Genomic DNA, 16,762 nt, shown 5'->3' on the forward strand with positions numbered 1-16,762 from the left:
TCCCGCACGCGGGAGAAGCCGCTTGATCCGCTTCACTTCCAGACTCCGCCATCCCCCTCGGTACGGTCCGCTCCACTGGGCTAGACTGTCCGTTGACCAAGGCCCACGGCCCCCGAATGAATCCGAACTACCTCGACTTCGAGCAGCCCATCGCCGACCTGGAAGCCAAAATCCAGGAACTGCGACACGCCAGCAGCGGCCCGGCGGTCGATATCGACGCCGAAATCCACGCCCTGCAGGACAAGCTGCGACTGCGCACGGCGCAGATCTTCCGCGACCTGTCGTCCTGGCAGATTTCCCAACTCGCCCGCCACCCGGCGCGGCCGTACACGCTCGATTACATCCGGGTGATGTGCGACGAGTTCCAGGAACTGGCCGGCGACCGCGCCTTCGCCAACGACTACGCCATCGTCGGCGGCCTGGGCCGCATCGCCGGGCGCAGCGTGGTCATCGTCGGCCACCAGAAGGGCCGCGACACCAAGAGCAAGATCAAGCGCAACTTCGGCATGCCGCGTCCGGAGGGCTACCGCAAGGCGCTGCGCCTGATGAAGCTGGCCGAGCGCTTCAAGCTGCCGCTGCTGACCTTCATCGACACCGCCGGCGCCTGGCCGGGCATCGACGCCGAAGAACGCGGCCAGTCCGAAGCCATCGCGCGCAACCTGCTGGAAATGGCCGAACTCAAGATTCCGGTGATCTGCACCGTGATCGGCGAAGGCGGCTCCGGCGGCGCGCTGGCGATCGGCGTGGGCGATCGCACGCTGATGCTCGAATACAGCACCTACTCGGTGATCACGCCCGAAGGCTGCGCCTCGATCCTGTGGAAGACCGCGGAAAAAGCCAAGGACGCGGCCGAACAGCTCGGCCTGACCGCCAAGCGCCTGCACGAGCTGGGCCTGATCGACAAGATCGTGCGCGAACCCATCGGCGGCGCGCATCGCAATCCCAAGCAGATGGCCACGCGTTTGAAGGCGGTGTTGATCAACGAGATCGACGCGCTGGAAAACGTGCCGGCCGATGAGCTGCTGCAGCGGCGCTATGAGCGCTTGCGCGGGTACGGGGCGTACGAGGCGGCGTAAGCCGGCGCGGCCGACTGCGACGAAAGCGTCGGGCCTGAAGGCCCTCCCACAAAAGACTTCGTGCTGTCGGCCGCTGTTGTGGGAGGCCCTTCAGGCCCGACGCTTTCGTCGCAGTCGGCCTCAGCCCCACGCCCGCTGATACTGCTCCGGCACATGCGTCGCCGCGCCCAACTCGCGCGCCGCGCGGTGCGGGAAATACGGATCGCGCAACAACTCGCGCGCCAGCAGCACCACGTCGGCTTCGCCGTCTTCGATGATCCTCGAAGCCTGCCGCGCCTGGGTGATCAATCCAACCGCGCCGGTGGCGATGGCGGCTTCGCGGCGGATGCGCGCGGAGAACGGCACCTGATAACCCGGCTCGTTCGGAATCCGCACATGCGGAACCAGGCCGCCGCTGGAGACGTCGATCAGATCGACGCCGAGGTCTTTCACGATCCGCGCCAGCTCCACGCTCTGTTCGATATCCCAACCGCCTTCGGCCCAATCGGTCGCGGAAATGCGTAGCCACAGTGGCAAGCGCTCGGGCCACACCTCGCGCACCGCGGCCAGCACTTCGCGCAACAGGCGCGTGCGGTTTTCGAAACTGCCGCCGTAGCGGTCGCTGCGATGGTTCGACAACGGCGACAGGAACTGATGCAACAGATAGCCGTGCGCGGCGTGGATCTCGACCAGTTGGAAGCACGAGTCCAGCGCGCGCTGCGCCGCAGCGGCGAAATCGTCGATCACGGTGCGGATCTCGATCGGCTGCAATTCGCGCGGTTCCGGCCCGTCTTCGCGGAACGCCAGCGGCGACGGCGCGACCGTGGTCCAACCGCCGTCTTCCACCGACACCGCGTTGCCGCCCAGCCACGGCGGCTCGACGCTGGCCTTGCGCCCGGCGTGGCCGAGTTGAACGCCGACCACCGCCTCGCGCGAGCGCAGGAAGCAGGTGATGCGGTGCCAGGCCTCGGCCTGCGCGCCGTTCCACAAACCGGTGTCGGCGGCGGAAATGCGCCCCTCCGGCGAGACCGCGCTGGCCTCGGTCATGACCAGGCCCGCACCGCCGACCGCGCGGCTGCCCAGATGCACCAGATGCCAGTTGTTCGGCAGGCCATCGACCGCCGAGTACTGGCACATGGGCGAAACCACCAGACGGTTGCGCAAGCTCAGGGATCGTTGCGAAAGCGGAGCGAAAAGCCGGGACACGGGGAATCTCTGCAAGGGATGACTGCGAACCAAGGTAGTGGCGGCCTCGCGCCGTTGCAGCATCACGCATGGGTTGCTGCGTCCCGTGGCCGTGGCACCATGCCGGCATGTCCGTATCAAACGCCGATGCGATCGCCCTCGCCCTGGCTCAAACGCCGGATGCGCCGCTGTGCGTGGCCTACAGCGGCGGCCTGGATTCGACCGTGCTGTTGCATGCGCTGGCGGCGCGCGCGCGTTCGCGCGGCCAGCGCGTGCGCGCCTGGCATGTCCATCACGGCCTGCATCCGAACGCCGACGATTGGGCGCGGCATTGCCGGGAAATCTGCGACCGCGACGGCCTGGAACTGACCGTTTCGCGGGTATCGGTTGCGCGCGAGGACGGCGACGGCCCGGAGGCCGCGGCGCGCCGCGCCCGTCACGCCGCTTTCGAGGCCGGGCTGGGCGAAGGCGAAGTCCTCGCGCTGGCGCACCATCGCGACGATCAGGCCGAAACCCTGCTGCTGCGCCTGCTGCGCGGCTCCGGCCCCGACGGCCTGGCGGCGATGCGGCCGTGGCGCGATTGCGGCAGCGGCCGCTTGTGGCGGCCGCTGCTGGCGCTGCCGCGCGAGGCCTTGCAGGCCTACGCGCAAGCGCACGGCCTGCGTTGGATCGACGATCCCAGCAACCAGGAACACCGCTACGACCGCAACTTCCTGCGCCACCGCGTATTGCCGCTGCTGCGCGAACGCTGGCCGCAGGCCGACGCCGCCTTCGCCGTATCGGCGCAACTCAGCGGCGAGGCCGCGCGCTTGCTCGACGGCGAAGACGCGCAAGCCCTGGCCCAGGTGCGCAGTCTGGACCCGCAGGCGCTGTCGCGCTCGGCCCTGCTCGCGCTGCCGGCGGCGCGGCGCGCGCGGGTGCTGCGGCGCTGGATCGCGACGCTCGGGCTGCCGCCGCTGCCGGCGCAAGGCGTGATGCGGATCGAAACCGACCTGTTGCCCGCGCGCGCCGACGCCGAAGCCGAATTCGCCTGGCAAGGTGCGAGCATCCGCGCCTGGCGCGATCTGTTGCACGCGCAGGCTCAGCGCCCGGCCTGGCCCGAGAACTGGAGCCATGCCTGGGACGGCCGCGCGCCACTGCTACTGCCCTGCGGCGGACAATTGCGGCTGGAAAACGCGCCGGCCTTCGACACCCCGCTTCTGGCGCATGCGCGCCGCGGCGGCGAACGCATCGCCCTGCCCGGCCGCGCGCATCGGCATTCGCTCAAGAATCTGTTGCAGGAACTGGGCGTGCCGCCGTGGGAGCGCGCGCGCCTGCCGTTGCTGTCCTCGCCGCGGGGCGAACTGCTGGCGGTGGGCGATCTGGTGTACTCGGCGTCGATGGACGCCTGGCTGCGCGAACGCGCGGCGCGACTGCACTGGACCGGTTGAGCGCGAAGGCGCTGCGAATATCGCCGCGATCGGCAACGCGGCCGCGGCCTGGAAGCCGACCGCGACCGATTGTCGCAGCCGTCGCCGCGGGCGCGCATTGACCCCGCCCCGTCCCCGCCGCACACTTCTCACATGGCCCGTAAATCCACCACAGACGCCTCGCCGGTCGCAGATTTCGAGCAGTCCCTGGACGCGCTCGAACAACTGGTCGAGAAAATGGAGCACGGCGAAATGAGTCTGGAAGACTCCCTCGCCGCCTACGAACGCGGGGTCGGGCTCTACCGCCGCTGCCAGAGCGCGCTGGAGCAAGCCGAACTGCGCGTGCGCCTGCTCACCGATCCGCAGGAACCGGCCAGCGCCGAGCCCTTCGGCAATGCCGGCCCGCCGGGCAGCGAAGTCGATGCCTGACACGCCCGCGACCGGCCGCTGACACCATGGCCGTTCCCGTTCCGACCGGCTCACCAAGGCCCGATTTCTCCATGCTCGACGGCATCCTGAGGCAATGGCGCCAACGCGCCGACGCCGCACTCGCACGCGCCCTGCCTCCGACCGACGAGCAGCCGCGGCGTCTGCACCAGGCCATGGGCCATGCGGTGCTGCTCGGCGGCAAGCGCATGCGGCCGCTGCTGGTCTACGCCAGCGGCGCCTTGTTCGAAGTCGCCCCGCTGGTGCTCGACGCGCCGGCGGCGGCGGTGGAATTCATTCACGCTTATTCGCTGGTCCACGACGATCTGCCGGCGATGGACGACGACGCGCTGCGCCGCGGCCAGCCGACCGTGCACGTGGCCTTCGACGAAGCCACCGCGATTCTCGCCGGCGATGCGCTGCAGTCGCTGGCCTTCGGCGTGCTCGCCGACACCCAGGTCTCCGACGCGATCCGGGTCGATCTGCTGCGCACCCTGGCCCAGGCCGCGGGCGTGGCCGGCATGTGCGGCGGCCAGGCGCTGGACATCGACGCCACCGGCGCCGGCGTGCGCCTGGACGTGGCGGCGCTGGAACGTCTGCATTCGCTCAAGACCGGCGCGCTGATCCGCGCGTCGGTGCGCCTGGGCGCGCTGTGCGGCGGCGCCGACACGGCCGCGCTGGAGGCGCTGGACCGCTACGCGCGCGCGCTCGGCCTGGCGTTCCAGGTGCGCGACGACATTCTCGATATCGAAGGCGACAGTCAGACCCTGGGCAAGACCGCGGGCAAGGACATCGCCCAGGACAAATCGACGTTCCCCGCGCTGATCGGCGTGGAGGCTTCGCGCGCGCGCCTGGACGAACTCGCGCAGGCAATGCGCGATGCGCTGGAGCCGTTCGGCGAACGCGCGAACGCGCTGCAGGCGCTGGGCCGGCTGGCGATCGAGCGCGATCGCTGAGACGCCCTCGCGCAAATCGCGGACATGAAAAAAGCGGGCCGAAGCCCGCTTTTTTCTTGCCGCGATGCGCGTCTTACTTGACCAGACGCAGCGTCCACGGATAACGGTATTCCTCGCCCTTGTTGGCGGCCAGCGCGGCCATGATGGTCAGCACCAGCCATGCCAGACCGACCAGCGGCAGCAGCACCAGACCGATCAGCACGAAGGTCAGCAGGAAGCTGACGATGCCGGCGATCAGCGCGGTGATGTTGAAGTTCAGCGCTTCTTTGCCCTGGTCGGCGACGAAGGGCATGGTGTCCTTCTTGACCAGCCATACCACCAGCGGGCCCAGGACGGTGCCGAAGGGAATGATCAAACCGACCAGCGTGCTCAGATGAGCCAGCATGCCCCAAGTCTTTTCGTCCTGACTGATATCGTTCATTACGCTTCCCCTACGTGTTGGATGGTGTCGGTTGAGGTCCCGCGCCGCACGGCCCGTTGCCCCTTGCGGGCATCATAAACCTTTATTCATCACAGAATAACAACGCAGTGGCGCAAGTTTTCCGGCCCCGGGTCCACGTAGGAAGGGCGAAAATGCGGCCGTGCGCGAGCGCACGGATCGCGGGATAAACGCCGGTTTGCGAACCGCGTCGCGCCGACCGTATCGGCGGCCCGACGAAACGTCGGTGAACCGCGCGCATTCGCGCCAGTCAGCGCTGCGATCCGGCCAAGTCCGCGCTCAGGCCAGGCTCACGCCCTGCATCGCCGCGACCGCGCGGCTGCCGGGGAACACCTTCGACTCGATCGCCGAATCGGCCAGCCCCACGTGCTCGACCAGCACGCGCTTGAACAAGCCGCGCAGGTCGCTGGTGGCGCGCACGTCGCGGCCTTCGTTGAGCTGCGCCGGCGCCAGCCCCGGCCAGTCGCCGCCGATGCGGCCGCCGTGCACGGCGCCGCCGCACAGCAGAGCGACGCCGCCGGTGCCGTGGTCGGTGCCGCCGCTGCCGTTGATCGCCGCGGTGCGGCCGAATTCGGTCACCACCGCCACCACCGTGCGCGGCCATGCCGCGCCGAACGCATCGCGCGCATTGGCCAGGCCTTGATCGAGTTCGGCGAGCTTGCGCTGCAGCAACGCCGCCTGATTGCGGTGCGTGTCCCAGCCGCTGTCCTCGACGAAGCCGATGCGCGGGCCGTCGGCCGCGCTCATGCGTTGCGCGGCCACGCGCATCGCCTCGGGCAGCGCGAACGCGCCCTTGCCGTCGCGCATCATCGTCGCGCCGTGGATGGAGCGCTCGAAGGTTTCGCTGAGTCGCGCATCGGCCGCGTACAGCGGCCCCAACTGCTGCAGCAACAGCGGATCGACTTTCTTCGACAACGGCGGCGACCAGTTGCTGGCGCGATCGCTGCCGCGCAGCGCCAACGGCATCACCGCCGCGATGGCGATCGCGGAGTTGCCGGGCATGGCGCCGACGCAGCGACCGAGCCAGCCGTCGCGCGCGCCGCTGGGCGTGGCGGTGCCGTTCTCAAGGCAATCCTGCGCTTCGAAATGCGAGCGCTGGCGATACGGCGGCGCGATCGCCACGATCGGCAGCAATTGTTTTTCGCGGTACATCGCCGCGCTCTGCTGCATCGCCGGATGCAGGCCGAACTGGCTGTCGATGCGAATCGGATCGGCGATGGCGCCGTCGCCGCGCAAGGCGGCGTAGGCCGGATCGCCGAACGCCGGCAGCATATGCAAGCCGTCGAGCCCACCGCGCAGCAGCACCAGCAGGAAACGCGTGTCGTGTCCGGTGGCCGCGCGGGTCGTGCCGGGGAATAAGGTCAGCAGCGCGCTCGCGCCGAACGCCGCCAGCAGGCTACGTCGTTGAGCGTCGATCATCTCAAGCCCTCCATTGGAACGCCGGGCTGGCGAACAGCAGCGAATAACCGTCGCTGGCCGAACCGGCGCGGCGCAGGCCGATGGCGAAATCGCCGCTGACCACGTCGCTGCCCAGCACCGATACCGCGCGTTGATATGGCGTGATGCCGTTCGTCGCATCCACGCGCGCGGCGAACAATTGCGCTGCCTGGATGCGCTTGAACAAGCCGTCCGGGCTGCTCCAGTCGGCGGCGGTGTCGGGGAAACCGGCCGGCGAGCGCGGCGTGAACACCGGCTGGCCCAGGCTGGCGAGCAGCGCGATCAAGGCGCGCGCATCCTCGTCTACCGGCAGTTCGCCTGCGCGCAGCGCCGAGATCACGAAATCGTTCGGCGTCTTGAACTTGCGCGCGTCCGGCGCCCACGCCAGCGGGCTTTCGACCAGGGTGGTGTAGAGCGCGCGCAAATCGCCGCCGCTGCGCAGGTAGGCCTTGGCCATGGCATCGACCAGCGCCGGCGGCGGCTCGTCGGCGACGAAGTGACGCGCCAGTTTGAAGCTCAGGTGCTTGGCGGTGGCCGGATGCCGGGCCAGGTCGGCCAATACCGCGCGGCCCTGGTCGAGCCCGCCTTCGGCGTAATCGCGGCCCAGCACGCGGCGCGCGCCGGGCTCGTGCGCGTTGGCGCGGAACACGAATGGATTATCGATGTCGGCATCGCGCGGCGCCGGCGTGCTCCAGCCGGTGATCGCGCGCGCCAGTTCGGTCACGTCAGCCTGCTTGTAGCCGCCGTTGACGCCCAGGGTGTGCAGTTCCAGGATTTCGCGAGCGAGGTTTTCGTTGAGCCCGCGCTTGGGCTTGTTGGCCCGTTCGGCGTTCATCGCCACACGCGAGTCGTTGCCGATGGACACCGCGTTGTCGAGGTAACGCAGCATCGCCGGGTGGGTTTCCACCGCGAACAGCATGTCCTCGAAGCGCCCGGTCACGTGCGGGCGGATCGCTTCGCGCTCCATCGAGGCGGCGTACAGACGCGCGTTGGACTTGTCGATGGAGACCGCGAAATGGTTCGACCAGAACTGGGTCAGGCGCTCGACGAACGGCGCCTGGGTGCGCGCGGCATGGCGATAGCGCGCGGCGAATTCGTTGAGCTGCTGCCGGCGCAGATCGCGCAGCATGGCCTGGCCGGGATTGTCGGCATCGCTGGCGGCGGCGTTGGGTTTGGTGTCGCCGGGCATCGCGGCCGCGTTGGCGCGGCCGCGGCGCTGGGGCGCTGCGGACAGGTTCGGCGCGGCCATGTCGCCGGCCGCCATATCGGCGGCGGCGGCCTGTGGCGGCGTTGCCGGCGCGGCATCGCGGCTGCGGTTCTCGCGATTGAGCCGCTGTTGTTCGAACTCGCTGCGCATCGTCGCGGCGCTGCCGGGCAGGCCTTCGAATTCGCTCAGCGACGCGGGCTGCCGCAGTTGCGCGAGCAGAACCTCGCGCCCGTCGCTGCCGCGATCGATCTCGCCGGGACGCGCACCGAGTCCGAAACGATTGGCGGCAGTGGCCTTGCTTGCGCTCATCGGGCTCTCCGGGGCAATGGGAAGATACCCCCGGAAACGGACGTGCACTTTGCGGGTTGACAACAAACGGCGCCCGTTCAGGCGCCGATGTCGTGTTTCGAGAAATCGAACGGAAATTCGATGGCGCAGGTTCATGATCGAACCGCGCCGTCGTTCATGCCGCGATCAATCTTCCGCGGTATCGCCGGCCACGGTCATGCGTCCGACCAGGATCGAACCGGTGCGCACGTGCGAGCGCACATCCACGTCGGTGCCGACCGCTTCGATCGCCTCGAACATCTTGCGCAGGTTGCCGGCGATGGTGATGCCGTCCACCGGGTACTGGATTTCACCGTTATCGACCCAGAAACCGGCCGCGCCGCGCGAGTAGTCGCCGGTGACGCTGTTGACGCCCTGCCCCATCAGCTCGGTGACCAGCAGGCCGCGGCCCATCTGCCGCAGCATCGATTCGAAATCGCCGGCATTGGCCGCGACTTGCAGATTGTGCACGCCGCCTGCGTTGGCGGTGCTCTGCAGGCCGAGCTTGCGCGCCGAGTAACTGCCCAGCACGTAGCGCTGCAGCACGCCGGCGTCGATCAGCGCCGATTCGCGCGTGGCCACGCCTTCGGCGTCGTAAGAGGTCGAACGCAGGCCGCGATGCAGGAACGGCTGTTCTTCGATGCGGAACCACGACGGGAACAACTGCGTGCCGACGCTATCGACCAGGAAGCTCGCGCGCCGGTACAGCGCGCCGCCGCTGACCGCGCCGAGCAGATGGCCGATCAGCGAACGCGCGCTCTCGGCGGCGAACAGCACCGGGTATTCGCCGGTGTTGAGCTGGCGCGGCGCGAGGCGCGCGACCGTGCGTTCGGCGGCCTTGCGGCCGACGCTGGCGGCCGATTCCAGTTCGTCGGCGATCAGCGCCGAGGTGTACCAGCCGTCGCGCTGCATGCTGTCGCCGCGGCCGGCGATCAGCGCGCAGCCCAGGCTGTGCTGGGTGCCGCGATCGCGGCCGATGAAGCCGTGCGAGTTGGCGTACACGCCCAGGCTGGCGCCGGTGCCGACCGAGGCGCCGTCGGAATTCTCGATGCGCGCGTCGAACTCGCGCCCGGCCGCTTCGCTGGCCAGGGCCAGCTCGATGGCGCGGTCGGCGTCGATGTACCACGGGTGCCAGGTGTCGAATTCGCGCAGATCCGTGGCCATCAGCGCCGCATCGGCCAGGCCGGCGGCGCTGTCGTCCTCGGTGTAGCGGGCGATCGCGCAGGCCTGCTCGACCGTGGCTTCCAGGCTGCTGTCGCGCAGGTCGGCGGTGCTGGCGCTACCCTTGCGCTGGCCGAAATACACGGTCACGGCGATGCCGCGGTCGCGGGTGGCTTCGACGGTTTCGACCTCGCCCATGCGCACGTTGACGTTGAGGCCGGTCTCTTCCGAGCACGAGACCTCGGCCTGGGTCGCGCCGCGCGCGCGCGCGGCCGCGAGCAGGCGCTGCGACAGGTCCGACAGCGCGTCCAGGCGCGCTTCGGGGTCGGCGAAGATATGGGCCGGAGCGGCCTGGCTGAGGGCTGACGCGTTCAATGGCTTATCCTAGTCATGGGCCGCGCTTGGGCGCGGCCGTCGTAATGTTCAGTTTGCAGGCTATAGAGGTGTTTTGCGATGCGCGGCAGAGACGAGGAAACCGGCGAATTCCTGAGCCCCAGCCGGAGCCAGAACCGGCGCGAAGCGCTGGAAACCCTGGCCCTGGGCGAAAAACTGGTGTCGCTGACCGAGGCCCAGCTGGCCAAGCTGCCGGTGCCCGAAGCGCTGCTGCCGCACATCCGCGACTGCAAGCGCATCACCTCGCATGTCGCGCACAAGCGCCAGCTGGCGTTCCTGGCCAAGCAGATGCGCCGCGAGGACGATGCGGCGATGGACGCGCTGCGCGATGCGCTCGACGAAAACGGCGAAGCGGCGCGGCGCGAAATCGCCGCGATGCACCGGATCGAGCAATGGCGCGAGCGTCTGCTCGTCGACGGCGACAGCGCGCTGGCCGAGCTGCTGAGCGAATACCCCGGGGCCGACCGCCAGCGCCTGCGCCAACTGGCGCGCAACACGCTGGAAGAGCGCAAGCGCAACAAGCCGCCGCATTCGTTCCGCGAGCTGTATCGCGAGTTGCGTACGGTGATGTTGGGAGCGAATGAGGCCGATGACGACGTGGAAGACAACGACGAATTCAGCGGCGACGAACGAGATTGATCTTCGATCGCTGCGCGTAGCCCCTCTCCCGCTTGCCACCCAAGGTGACTTCCTTCGGGGCGCGGGGTGAGCGCACGCAGCTTGCGAGCCACTGGCTCGCGTGTGCGCGAACGCCCAAACGCCATGCGTTTGGGCCGGGCCGGGGTTGGGGTGAGGGCATCCAAGATCGCGCCGTAACTCGATGCTCCGCGCGCCCTCATCCGGCCCTGCAGGCCACCTTCTCCCGCAAGCGGGAGAAGGGAGAAGTCAGCGGCAGCGCTCTTATCGCGAACGCTCGCGATATCAGGCACTGGTGCCGCCCACCGTCAACCCGTCGATCAACAGCGAAGGCTGGCCCACGCCGACCGGGACGCTCTGCCCGTCCTTGCCGCACACGCCCACGCCTTCGTCCAGCGCCAGGTCGTGGCCGATCATGCTGACCTTCTGCATGGTCTCCGGGCCGTTGCCGATCAAGGTCGCGCCCTTCACCGGCGCGGTGATCCTGCCGTCTTCGATCAGATACGCCTCGGTCGCCGAGAACACGTACTTGCCGCTGGTGATATCGACCTGGCCGCCGCCGAAATTCACCGCGTACAGGCCTTTTTTCACCGAGCGGATCATCTCTTCCGGATCGTGCGTGCCGGCCAGCATGTAGGTGTTGGTCATGCGCGGCATCGGCAGATGGGCGAAGGATTCGCGGCGGCCGTTGCCGGTCGGTTGCATGCCCATCAGGCGCGCGTTGAGGGTGTCTTGCATGTAACCGACCAGCACGCCGTCTTCGATCAGCGTGGTGCAATTGGTCGGCGTGCCTTCGTCGTCGATGTTGAGCGAGCCGCGACGACCTTCCAGGGTGCCGTCATCGACGATGGTCACGCCCTTGGAGGCCACGCGCTGGCCCATGCGGCCGGCGTAGACCGAGGTGCCCTTGCGGTTGAAATCGCCTTCCAGTCCGTGCCCGACCGCTTCATGCAGCAACACGCCGGGCCAGCCGGAACCGAGCACCACCGGCATCACGCCGGCCGGCGCGTCGATCGCGTCCAGATTCACCAGCGCCTGGCGCAGCGCTTCGCGCGCGAGCCTCTCGGGCTTGTCGCCGCCCAGCAGTTCGGCGTAGCTGTAACGTCCGCCGCCGCCGGAATAACCGCTTTCGCGGCGGCCGTTGTGTTCGACGATCACCTGCACGTTCAAGCGCACCAGCGGGCGCACGTCGGCGGCGAGCACGCCGTCGCTGCGCGCGACCAGCACGGTGTCGATGCCGCCGCTGAGGCTGACCATGACCTGCTTGACCCGCGGATCGGCCGCGCGCAACAGCTTGTCGATCTTGCGCAGCGCCTCGACCTTGGTTTCGTTCGCCAGCGAATCGATCGGATCGTCGCTGGGATACAGCGAACGGCCGCCGCCGCGCACCAGCGAACGCGCCTGCTGCGCATTGCCGTCGCGGGCGATGGCGCGCGCCGACTTGGCCGCGCCGAGCAAGGCCTCGCTGTTGATTTCGTCCGAATAGGCGAAGCCGGTTTTCTCGCCGCTGATCGCGCGCACGCCGACGCCCTGCTCGATCGAATGCGAACCATCCTTGACGATGCCGTCTTCCACGCTCCAGCTCTCGCGGCGCGAATGCTGGAAGTACAGGTCGCCGAAATCGATGCCCGGCCCGAGCAGGGTGCCGAAGCTGCGCTCCAGGCCGCTGGCGTCTAGCCCGGCGGGCAGGAGGAGGCGGGATTCGGCGATCTGGATCGGTAGGGTCATGACGGAACCGTGGTTGCGTGGAATGGGCATCTTAGGCGGCCAGGCCGCGGCTGTATCGGATCGCGAACGCAACCCGGGCGGCGCGGCACCGGCATGAGCCCAAGATGGTGGCGCCGCGGCGGCCGATCAATGGGGCCGGGCTTGCGCAATCCTGCCTCGGGCGAGGCGGATGGGCGCGATCTGAGCGCGGATTCGGCGAAGTTTCGCGCGAGGCGCGAGGCCGATGCGGTTTCCTGCGCGCCCAGCCGGCGAAGCGCCGCCACCGCCAATCGGCGAAAAGAGCCGGGACCGAACACCGGCTCAGCCCTCCGCCGGCGGCGCCTTTTGCGTCAGCCGCGTCTGCTCGCGCGTGACCACTTCGACCTTGGGCTCCTTCCACGGCCCGGTGACCCGATAGGTCTTGGACGCCAGGCTGCCCAGCGGCTTTTGCAACACCGCGTTCGCCGCCGCGCCGATCGCCGCGCCGATCGGGCCGGCGGCCAGCGCGCCGACCGCGGTCAGCACGTTGGCGGCCTTGGGCCGCACTTCGATGGTCTGGTCGTAGCTCTGCGCGCGAAGGTCGGTGGCGCCGCGGATGGCGATGTTGGCGGCCGGGCCGTCGATCACCAGATCGTCGCTGCGCGCGCTGCCGTTGCCGAAGCGCACGTTGCCGCCGATGCGGTCGAAAGCGAAGCCCTTCGAGAACAGGTCGCGGAAATCCAGGGTCAGGCGGCGCGGCAGTTGGGCCACGCTGAGCAGGCCCAGTACGCGGCCGGCGCCGGGATCGATTTCGATCAGGCGGCCGTCGCGCACGTCCAGGTTCAAATTGCCTTCCAGCGATCCGAGCGCGAACCCGGCCGGGCTGCCGGGCCAGCCGGCGTCGAGCTTGGCCTTGGCCTTGCCGCCGCCGATCTGCCCGCCGAAACCGAAACCGCCGATCAGGCCGCCGACATCGGCGCTGTCGAGGGCGACACTCAGATGCGTGCGCGCGGCTGCGCCGCGCCCGGTCCAGTCGCCGCTGATGTCGATCGACTGCTTGTTGCCGCGGGTGTTGAACTGATCGATGCGCATGCCCGCCGGGGTCGGCCGGGTGCGCAGGCTGGCGCTGCCGAGCGCGGCGTCGCCGATGCGCAGATCGGCGATGTCCAGGGTCAGCCCGGGAATCTTCGCCGGGTCCATGCCCGCGTCGGGCAGCGGCTTGGCCGCGGCCTGCGCGGTGTTGGCGGCGACCGCGGTGCTCGCGTTGACGCCGTTGGCGCCGGGATTGACCGGGGCGTTGGTCGCGGCGGCGTTGCTGTCGGAGCGCCAATGCAGGCGCGCGAACTTGCCGGCGATGGCGCCGCCGTCGCTGCCCGGGACCATCAGCGCGCCTTCCAGCGCCGCGCCCTCGGCGCGCACCGCGGTGGCGCCGCGCGCGGCCGGGGCGACGATCACGCGCGTGTTCGGAAACACCGCGCCGAGCAATTGCAGGCGCTGCGCGGTGACGTCGATGCGTTGCAAGGCCACGCCTTCGCCGGAACCGTCGCCGTGCGCGATCGCGATCCAGTCGATCGCTTCCAGCGCATTGGCGCGGCCGGTGGCGATCAGTCCGCTGGCCGGCGGCGCTTCATCGACCCGGTTGCTGCCCAGCACCACGCGCACGCCGGTCTTGCCGTTGGTGGTGCGCGCGCGCAACGCGAGCGTGTTGCCGAGCGCGACCCGCACATCGCCGCTGCCCAACGGCAAGGGCGTATCGATCGTGGTCGCCAGCGGCGCGCCGGCGGCCTTGTCCAGCGGCGGCGGCAACGTCATCGCGGTGCCGATCAGATTCGATTGCAGATGCAGGATGGTCGGAGTCGGATTGGACGCGACCGGTTTCGGCGCCGCGCCGGGCGCGCCGACCGTGCTCGCATGCGTCGTCTTGGGAATCGAAATGCCCACCGTCCACAGCGAACGTCCGTCCAGATACGACTTCAACCAGGCCAATTCGTCCGGGCCGCGCGCGATCAATTCGTCGGCGCCGGAAATCACGTCCAGCCCGGCCTCGAACACGTTGCTGCGATCGCGCACGAAGTTCTCGCCGGCGCGCAGCGACAACTTGCCCGGCGCGCCTTCGTGCAGCACCGCCAGATCCTCGGCGCGGAAACCGCCGCGGCCGTATTCGGCGCGGCCGCGCACCTGTTCGAAGGCGAGTTTCCAGCGCGGATCGGCGAGCTTGGCGTTGTTCAGATCGACCGTGCCGGTGACCTGCGTCTGCGCGTTCGGTTGCAGCGGCAGGCGCATGTCGAAGCCGACCGTCGCCGCGCCGCTGACGCGCAGGTTGTCGAGCGTGTCGGCCTGATCCTTATGCAGCGGGCTTTGCTTGAGCAAGCTCAGCAGCTGATTCGCATCGGAGGTCGCATCGGCCTTGACGCTGAGCGAGCCGTCCTTGTAGTGATCGATGCCGGCCTGGATCTTGCGGATGCCGACGCCGGCGATCTTGCCGGTGCCTTCCACGTTGAAACCGTCGGCGACGAAACTCACGTCCGCGTCCAGCCCTTCCACCGCCGGCCATTCGGGCTGGAACTTCACCACCGCGCCGGTCAGGTGCGCGCTGGCCTGGAACAGGCCGTTGTTGCGGTTGAACGGCCACTCGTCGAGATCGCCGGAGACCACCGCGTGGGCGTTGTCGAGCCGTCCGGCGACCAGGGCGGTGTCGAGCCAGTTCAACAATCGCGGCGACATCTGGCTGCGAATCCAGAAGCCTTTCGCCACCGGTATCTGAGTCGCATCGAGATCGGCGGCGATGTCGATCCACGGCCGCGAGCCGTCGCCCTGCCACCACATGCCGCCGCGCGTGCTGACGCCGAAATCCTTGCCCTTGATGCGCAGCGACGTGGTGCCCATGCGCCAGCCCGCGCCTTCGCGCCAGCCGCCGACGCGGCCCTTGAGCGCGACCGTGTGGACCACGCCGAAACCGCTCGGCCAATCGAAACGCATCGGCGCGCTTTCGTCGAGATCTACAGTGAAACCGTCGAGGTCGGCCTGCAGGGTTCCGGCCAGGCCGCTCAGTCCCGGCGAACGGCCGACCGCGTCGAAGCCGAGCGCGTCGATCCGCGCGCTGGCGAACATCGGCCCGTTGCGGCGGCCGTTGACCGCGATCGAACTGAGCGACACGCGCGGCTTGGCGGTTTCGAACCAATGGCGCAGGCGTTCGGGCAAGGCGTCGCTGAGCGCGGCGACCGCGATCAGCGGGCCGGCGTCGATGCGATCGGCGCGCAGCGCGTAGTGCTCGCCGCCGGCCACGGCCAGGCCATCGAGCGTCTGCACATTCTGGCCGCTGCCGATGCGCAGCGTGGGCGCGTCCAGGCGCCAGCCGGTCTGGGTCAGGCGCCAGTGCGAAAGGGTTTCTACGTGTTCGAATTCGATTCGCGCGGGGGGAGTTTTGGCGAGGGCTTCGGGGCTGGGGGGCGCGGCGATCTGAGCAGAAAGCATCGGGCCTGAAGGCCCTCCCACAACAGCGGGCCCTCCCGCAGCGGCGGGAGCTCCCGCAACGACGGTCGCGGGGGACGGCGCCATGCGTTCGGCGCGCAGTTCGACCCGGTCGAGCGCGGCGGACACCATCACGCCGGCGACGCGATGCCCACGCAGGTCGGCCCAGGCCTGGGCGCGGCCCTGCCCGGATTCGATGCGGATGCCGGCCACTTTCAGCAGCGGCGACCAGCCGGACAGGTCGGCGCGGGTGGCGCCGGCGTAGGCGCGGCCGTCGCCGCGCTTGCGATCGAAATCCAGGACCGCGTCGAGCGGCGTGGACGGCGCGCCGGGGACGCCGACGCTCGGCCATGCGCGCACGCCCGCGCGCACGCGGTCGCCGTCCACGCGCAGGCGCAGGTCGATCTTGGGAATGCGCGCGTCGATGCCCAGGGTCGGCGCGATTACCGCGAGCTTGCCGTCGATCACCTGCAGTTCGCCGAGCCCTTCCAGCGCCGACAGCGGATCGCGTTGCGCGGGCTGCTCCTGTCCGGGCAGGCCGCGCACTTTCCAGCGGCCGTCGTCGGCGCGTTCCAAGGTCAGGTCCAGCCCCTTGAGTCGCAGCTCGGAGAACGACTGCCCCGGCAGCAGGCCGGCATACACCGACACCAGCATTTCCGCATCGCCGATGGTGAACGCCTGCGCGCCCTCGCCGATGCGCAACCCATCCAGACGCAGCAGCGGGCCGCGCCGGGTCCACTGGGTTTCGACCTTGTCGAACGCGACCGGCCGCCCGGCGCGCTTGCTCAGCCAGGCCGCGACTTGCTCGGGATGGCTTTCGGCCAACGGCAGCACCTGGCTGGCCGCGCCCAGCAGCAACGCCACCAGCACCAGCACGACCGCGACGCCATAGAAGGCGCCACGGCGGGCCATGCGCAGGCGACGGCGCAGCGGGGTGGGCATCAGCGGCGCGCTCCGCGCGTCGCTGACGCGAT

12 protein-coding genes are annotated in these 16,762 nt (G+C 69.4%); 5 read left to right on the top strand and 7 right to left on the bottom strand.

Features of this window, described 5'->3' with window-relative positions; translation table 11 throughout:
* Positions 1-116 precede the first annotated feature (116 nt).
* On the top strand, positions 117-1,076 hold the full coding sequence (locus LG3211_RS15135; RefSeq protein WP_057943563.1) for an acetyl-CoA carboxylase carboxyltransferase subunit alpha: 960 nt from the start codon (positions 117-119) through the stop codon (positions 1,074-1,076).
* 120 nt (positions 1,077-1,196) lie between these two features.
* Here LG3211_RS15135 and LG3211_RS15140 read toward each other — a convergent pair whose 3' ends face one another.
* Positions 1,197-2,219 carry an NADH:flavin oxidoreductase/NADH oxidase gene (locus tag LG3211_RS15140; RefSeq protein ID WP_237049767.1) on the bottom strand — a complete coding sequence of 341 codons (1,023 nt, stop codon included), beginning with the start codon at positions 2,217-2,219 and terminating at the stop codon, positions 1,197-1,199.
* Positions 2,220-2,368: 149 nt separating this feature from the next.
* On the opposite strand from LG3211_RS15140, the gene tilS reads away from it, so the two are divergent.
* The 3 genes from tilS (at position 2,369) to ispA (ending at position 5,031) form a co-directional block, all read left to right on the top strand.
* Complete coding sequence (gene tilS / locus LG3211_RS15145) at positions 2,369-3,670, top strand: tRNA lysidine(34) synthetase TilS (protein WP_057943565.1); 1,302 nt, start codon at positions 2,369-2,371, stop codon at positions 3,668-3,670.
* A gap of 132 nt (positions 3,671-3,802) precedes the next feature.
* Positions 3,803-4,078 (top strand): exodeoxyribonuclease VII small subunit, encoded by a 276-nt coding sequence (locus LG3211_RS15150; protein ID WP_057943566.1) that lies wholly within the window; start codon positions 3,803-3,805, stop codon positions 4,076-4,078.
* A 71-nt stretch (positions 4,079-4,149) separates the two neighbouring features.
* The gene (ispA, locus tag LG3211_RS15155) at positions 4,150-5,031 is read left to right on the top strand and encodes a (2E,6E)-farnesyl diphosphate synthase (RefSeq protein ID WP_057943567.1); all 882 of its coding nucleotides are present in this window, start codon (positions 4,150-4,152) and stop codon (positions 5,029-5,031) included.
* Positions 5,032-5,104: 73 nt separating this feature from the next.
* Here the strand turns inward: ispA and LG3211_RS15160 are convergent, their stop codons facing one another.
* The 4 genes from LG3211_RS15160 to pmbA form a co-directional block, all read right to left on the bottom strand.
* The gene (locus LG3211_RS15160) at positions 5,105-5,452 is read right to left on the bottom strand and encodes a DUF4870 domain-containing protein (RefSeq protein WP_057943568.1); all 348 of its coding nucleotides are present in this window, start codon (positions 5,450-5,452) and stop codon (positions 5,105-5,107) included.
* A gap of 297 nt (positions 5,453-5,749) precedes the next feature.
* Complete coding sequence (locus LG3211_RS15165; protein ID WP_057943569.1) at positions 5,750-6,889, bottom strand: DUF1501 domain-containing protein; 1,140 nt, start codon at positions 6,887-6,889, stop codon at positions 5,750-5,752.
* Position 6,890: 1 nt separating this feature from the next.
* The gene (locus tag LG3211_RS15170; protein ID WP_057943570.1) at positions 6,891-8,423 is read right to left on the bottom strand and encodes a DUF1800 domain-containing protein; all 1,533 of its coding nucleotides are present in this window, start codon (positions 8,421-8,423) and stop codon (positions 6,891-6,893) included.
* Positions 8,424-8,588: 165 nt separating this feature from the next.
* Positions 8,589-9,938: a metalloprotease PmbA gene (gene pmbA, locus LG3211_RS15175; protein ID WP_148649207.1), complete on the bottom strand. Its 1,350-nt coding sequence runs from the start codon at positions 9,936-9,938 to the stop codon at positions 8,589-8,591.
* Between the two features lie 117 nt (positions 9,939-10,055).
* Here pmbA and yjgA point away from each other — a divergent pair, with 117 nt between their 5' ends.
* Positions 10,056-10,634, top strand: coding sequence for a ribosome biogenesis factor YjgA (gene yjgA / locus LG3211_RS15180; RefSeq protein ID WP_057943572.1), 579 nt, complete (start codon positions 10,056-10,058; stop codon positions 10,632-10,634).
* A 282-nt stretch (positions 10,635-10,916) separates the two neighbouring features.
* On the opposite strand, the gene tldD is transcribed toward yjgA, so the two are convergent.
* Positions 10,917-12,359 (bottom strand): metalloprotease TldD, encoded by a 1,443-nt coding sequence (tldD, locus tag LG3211_RS15185; protein ID WP_057943573.1) that lies wholly within the window; start codon positions 12,357-12,359, stop codon positions 10,917-10,919.
* 300 nt (positions 12,360-12,659) lie between these two features.
* Entirely contained in the window at positions 12,660-16,730 is a 4,071-nt protein-coding gene (locus LG3211_RS15190; protein ID WP_057943574.1) for a YhdP family protein, read from the bottom strand.
* Between the last annotated feature and the right edge of the window lie 32 nt (positions 16,731-16,762).

The sequence above is a fragment of the Lysobacter gummosus genome, assembly GCF_001442805.1.
Classification (GTDB): domain Bacteria; phylum Pseudomonadota; class Gammaproteobacteria; order Xanthomonadales; family Xanthomonadaceae; genus Lysobacter; species Lysobacter gummosus.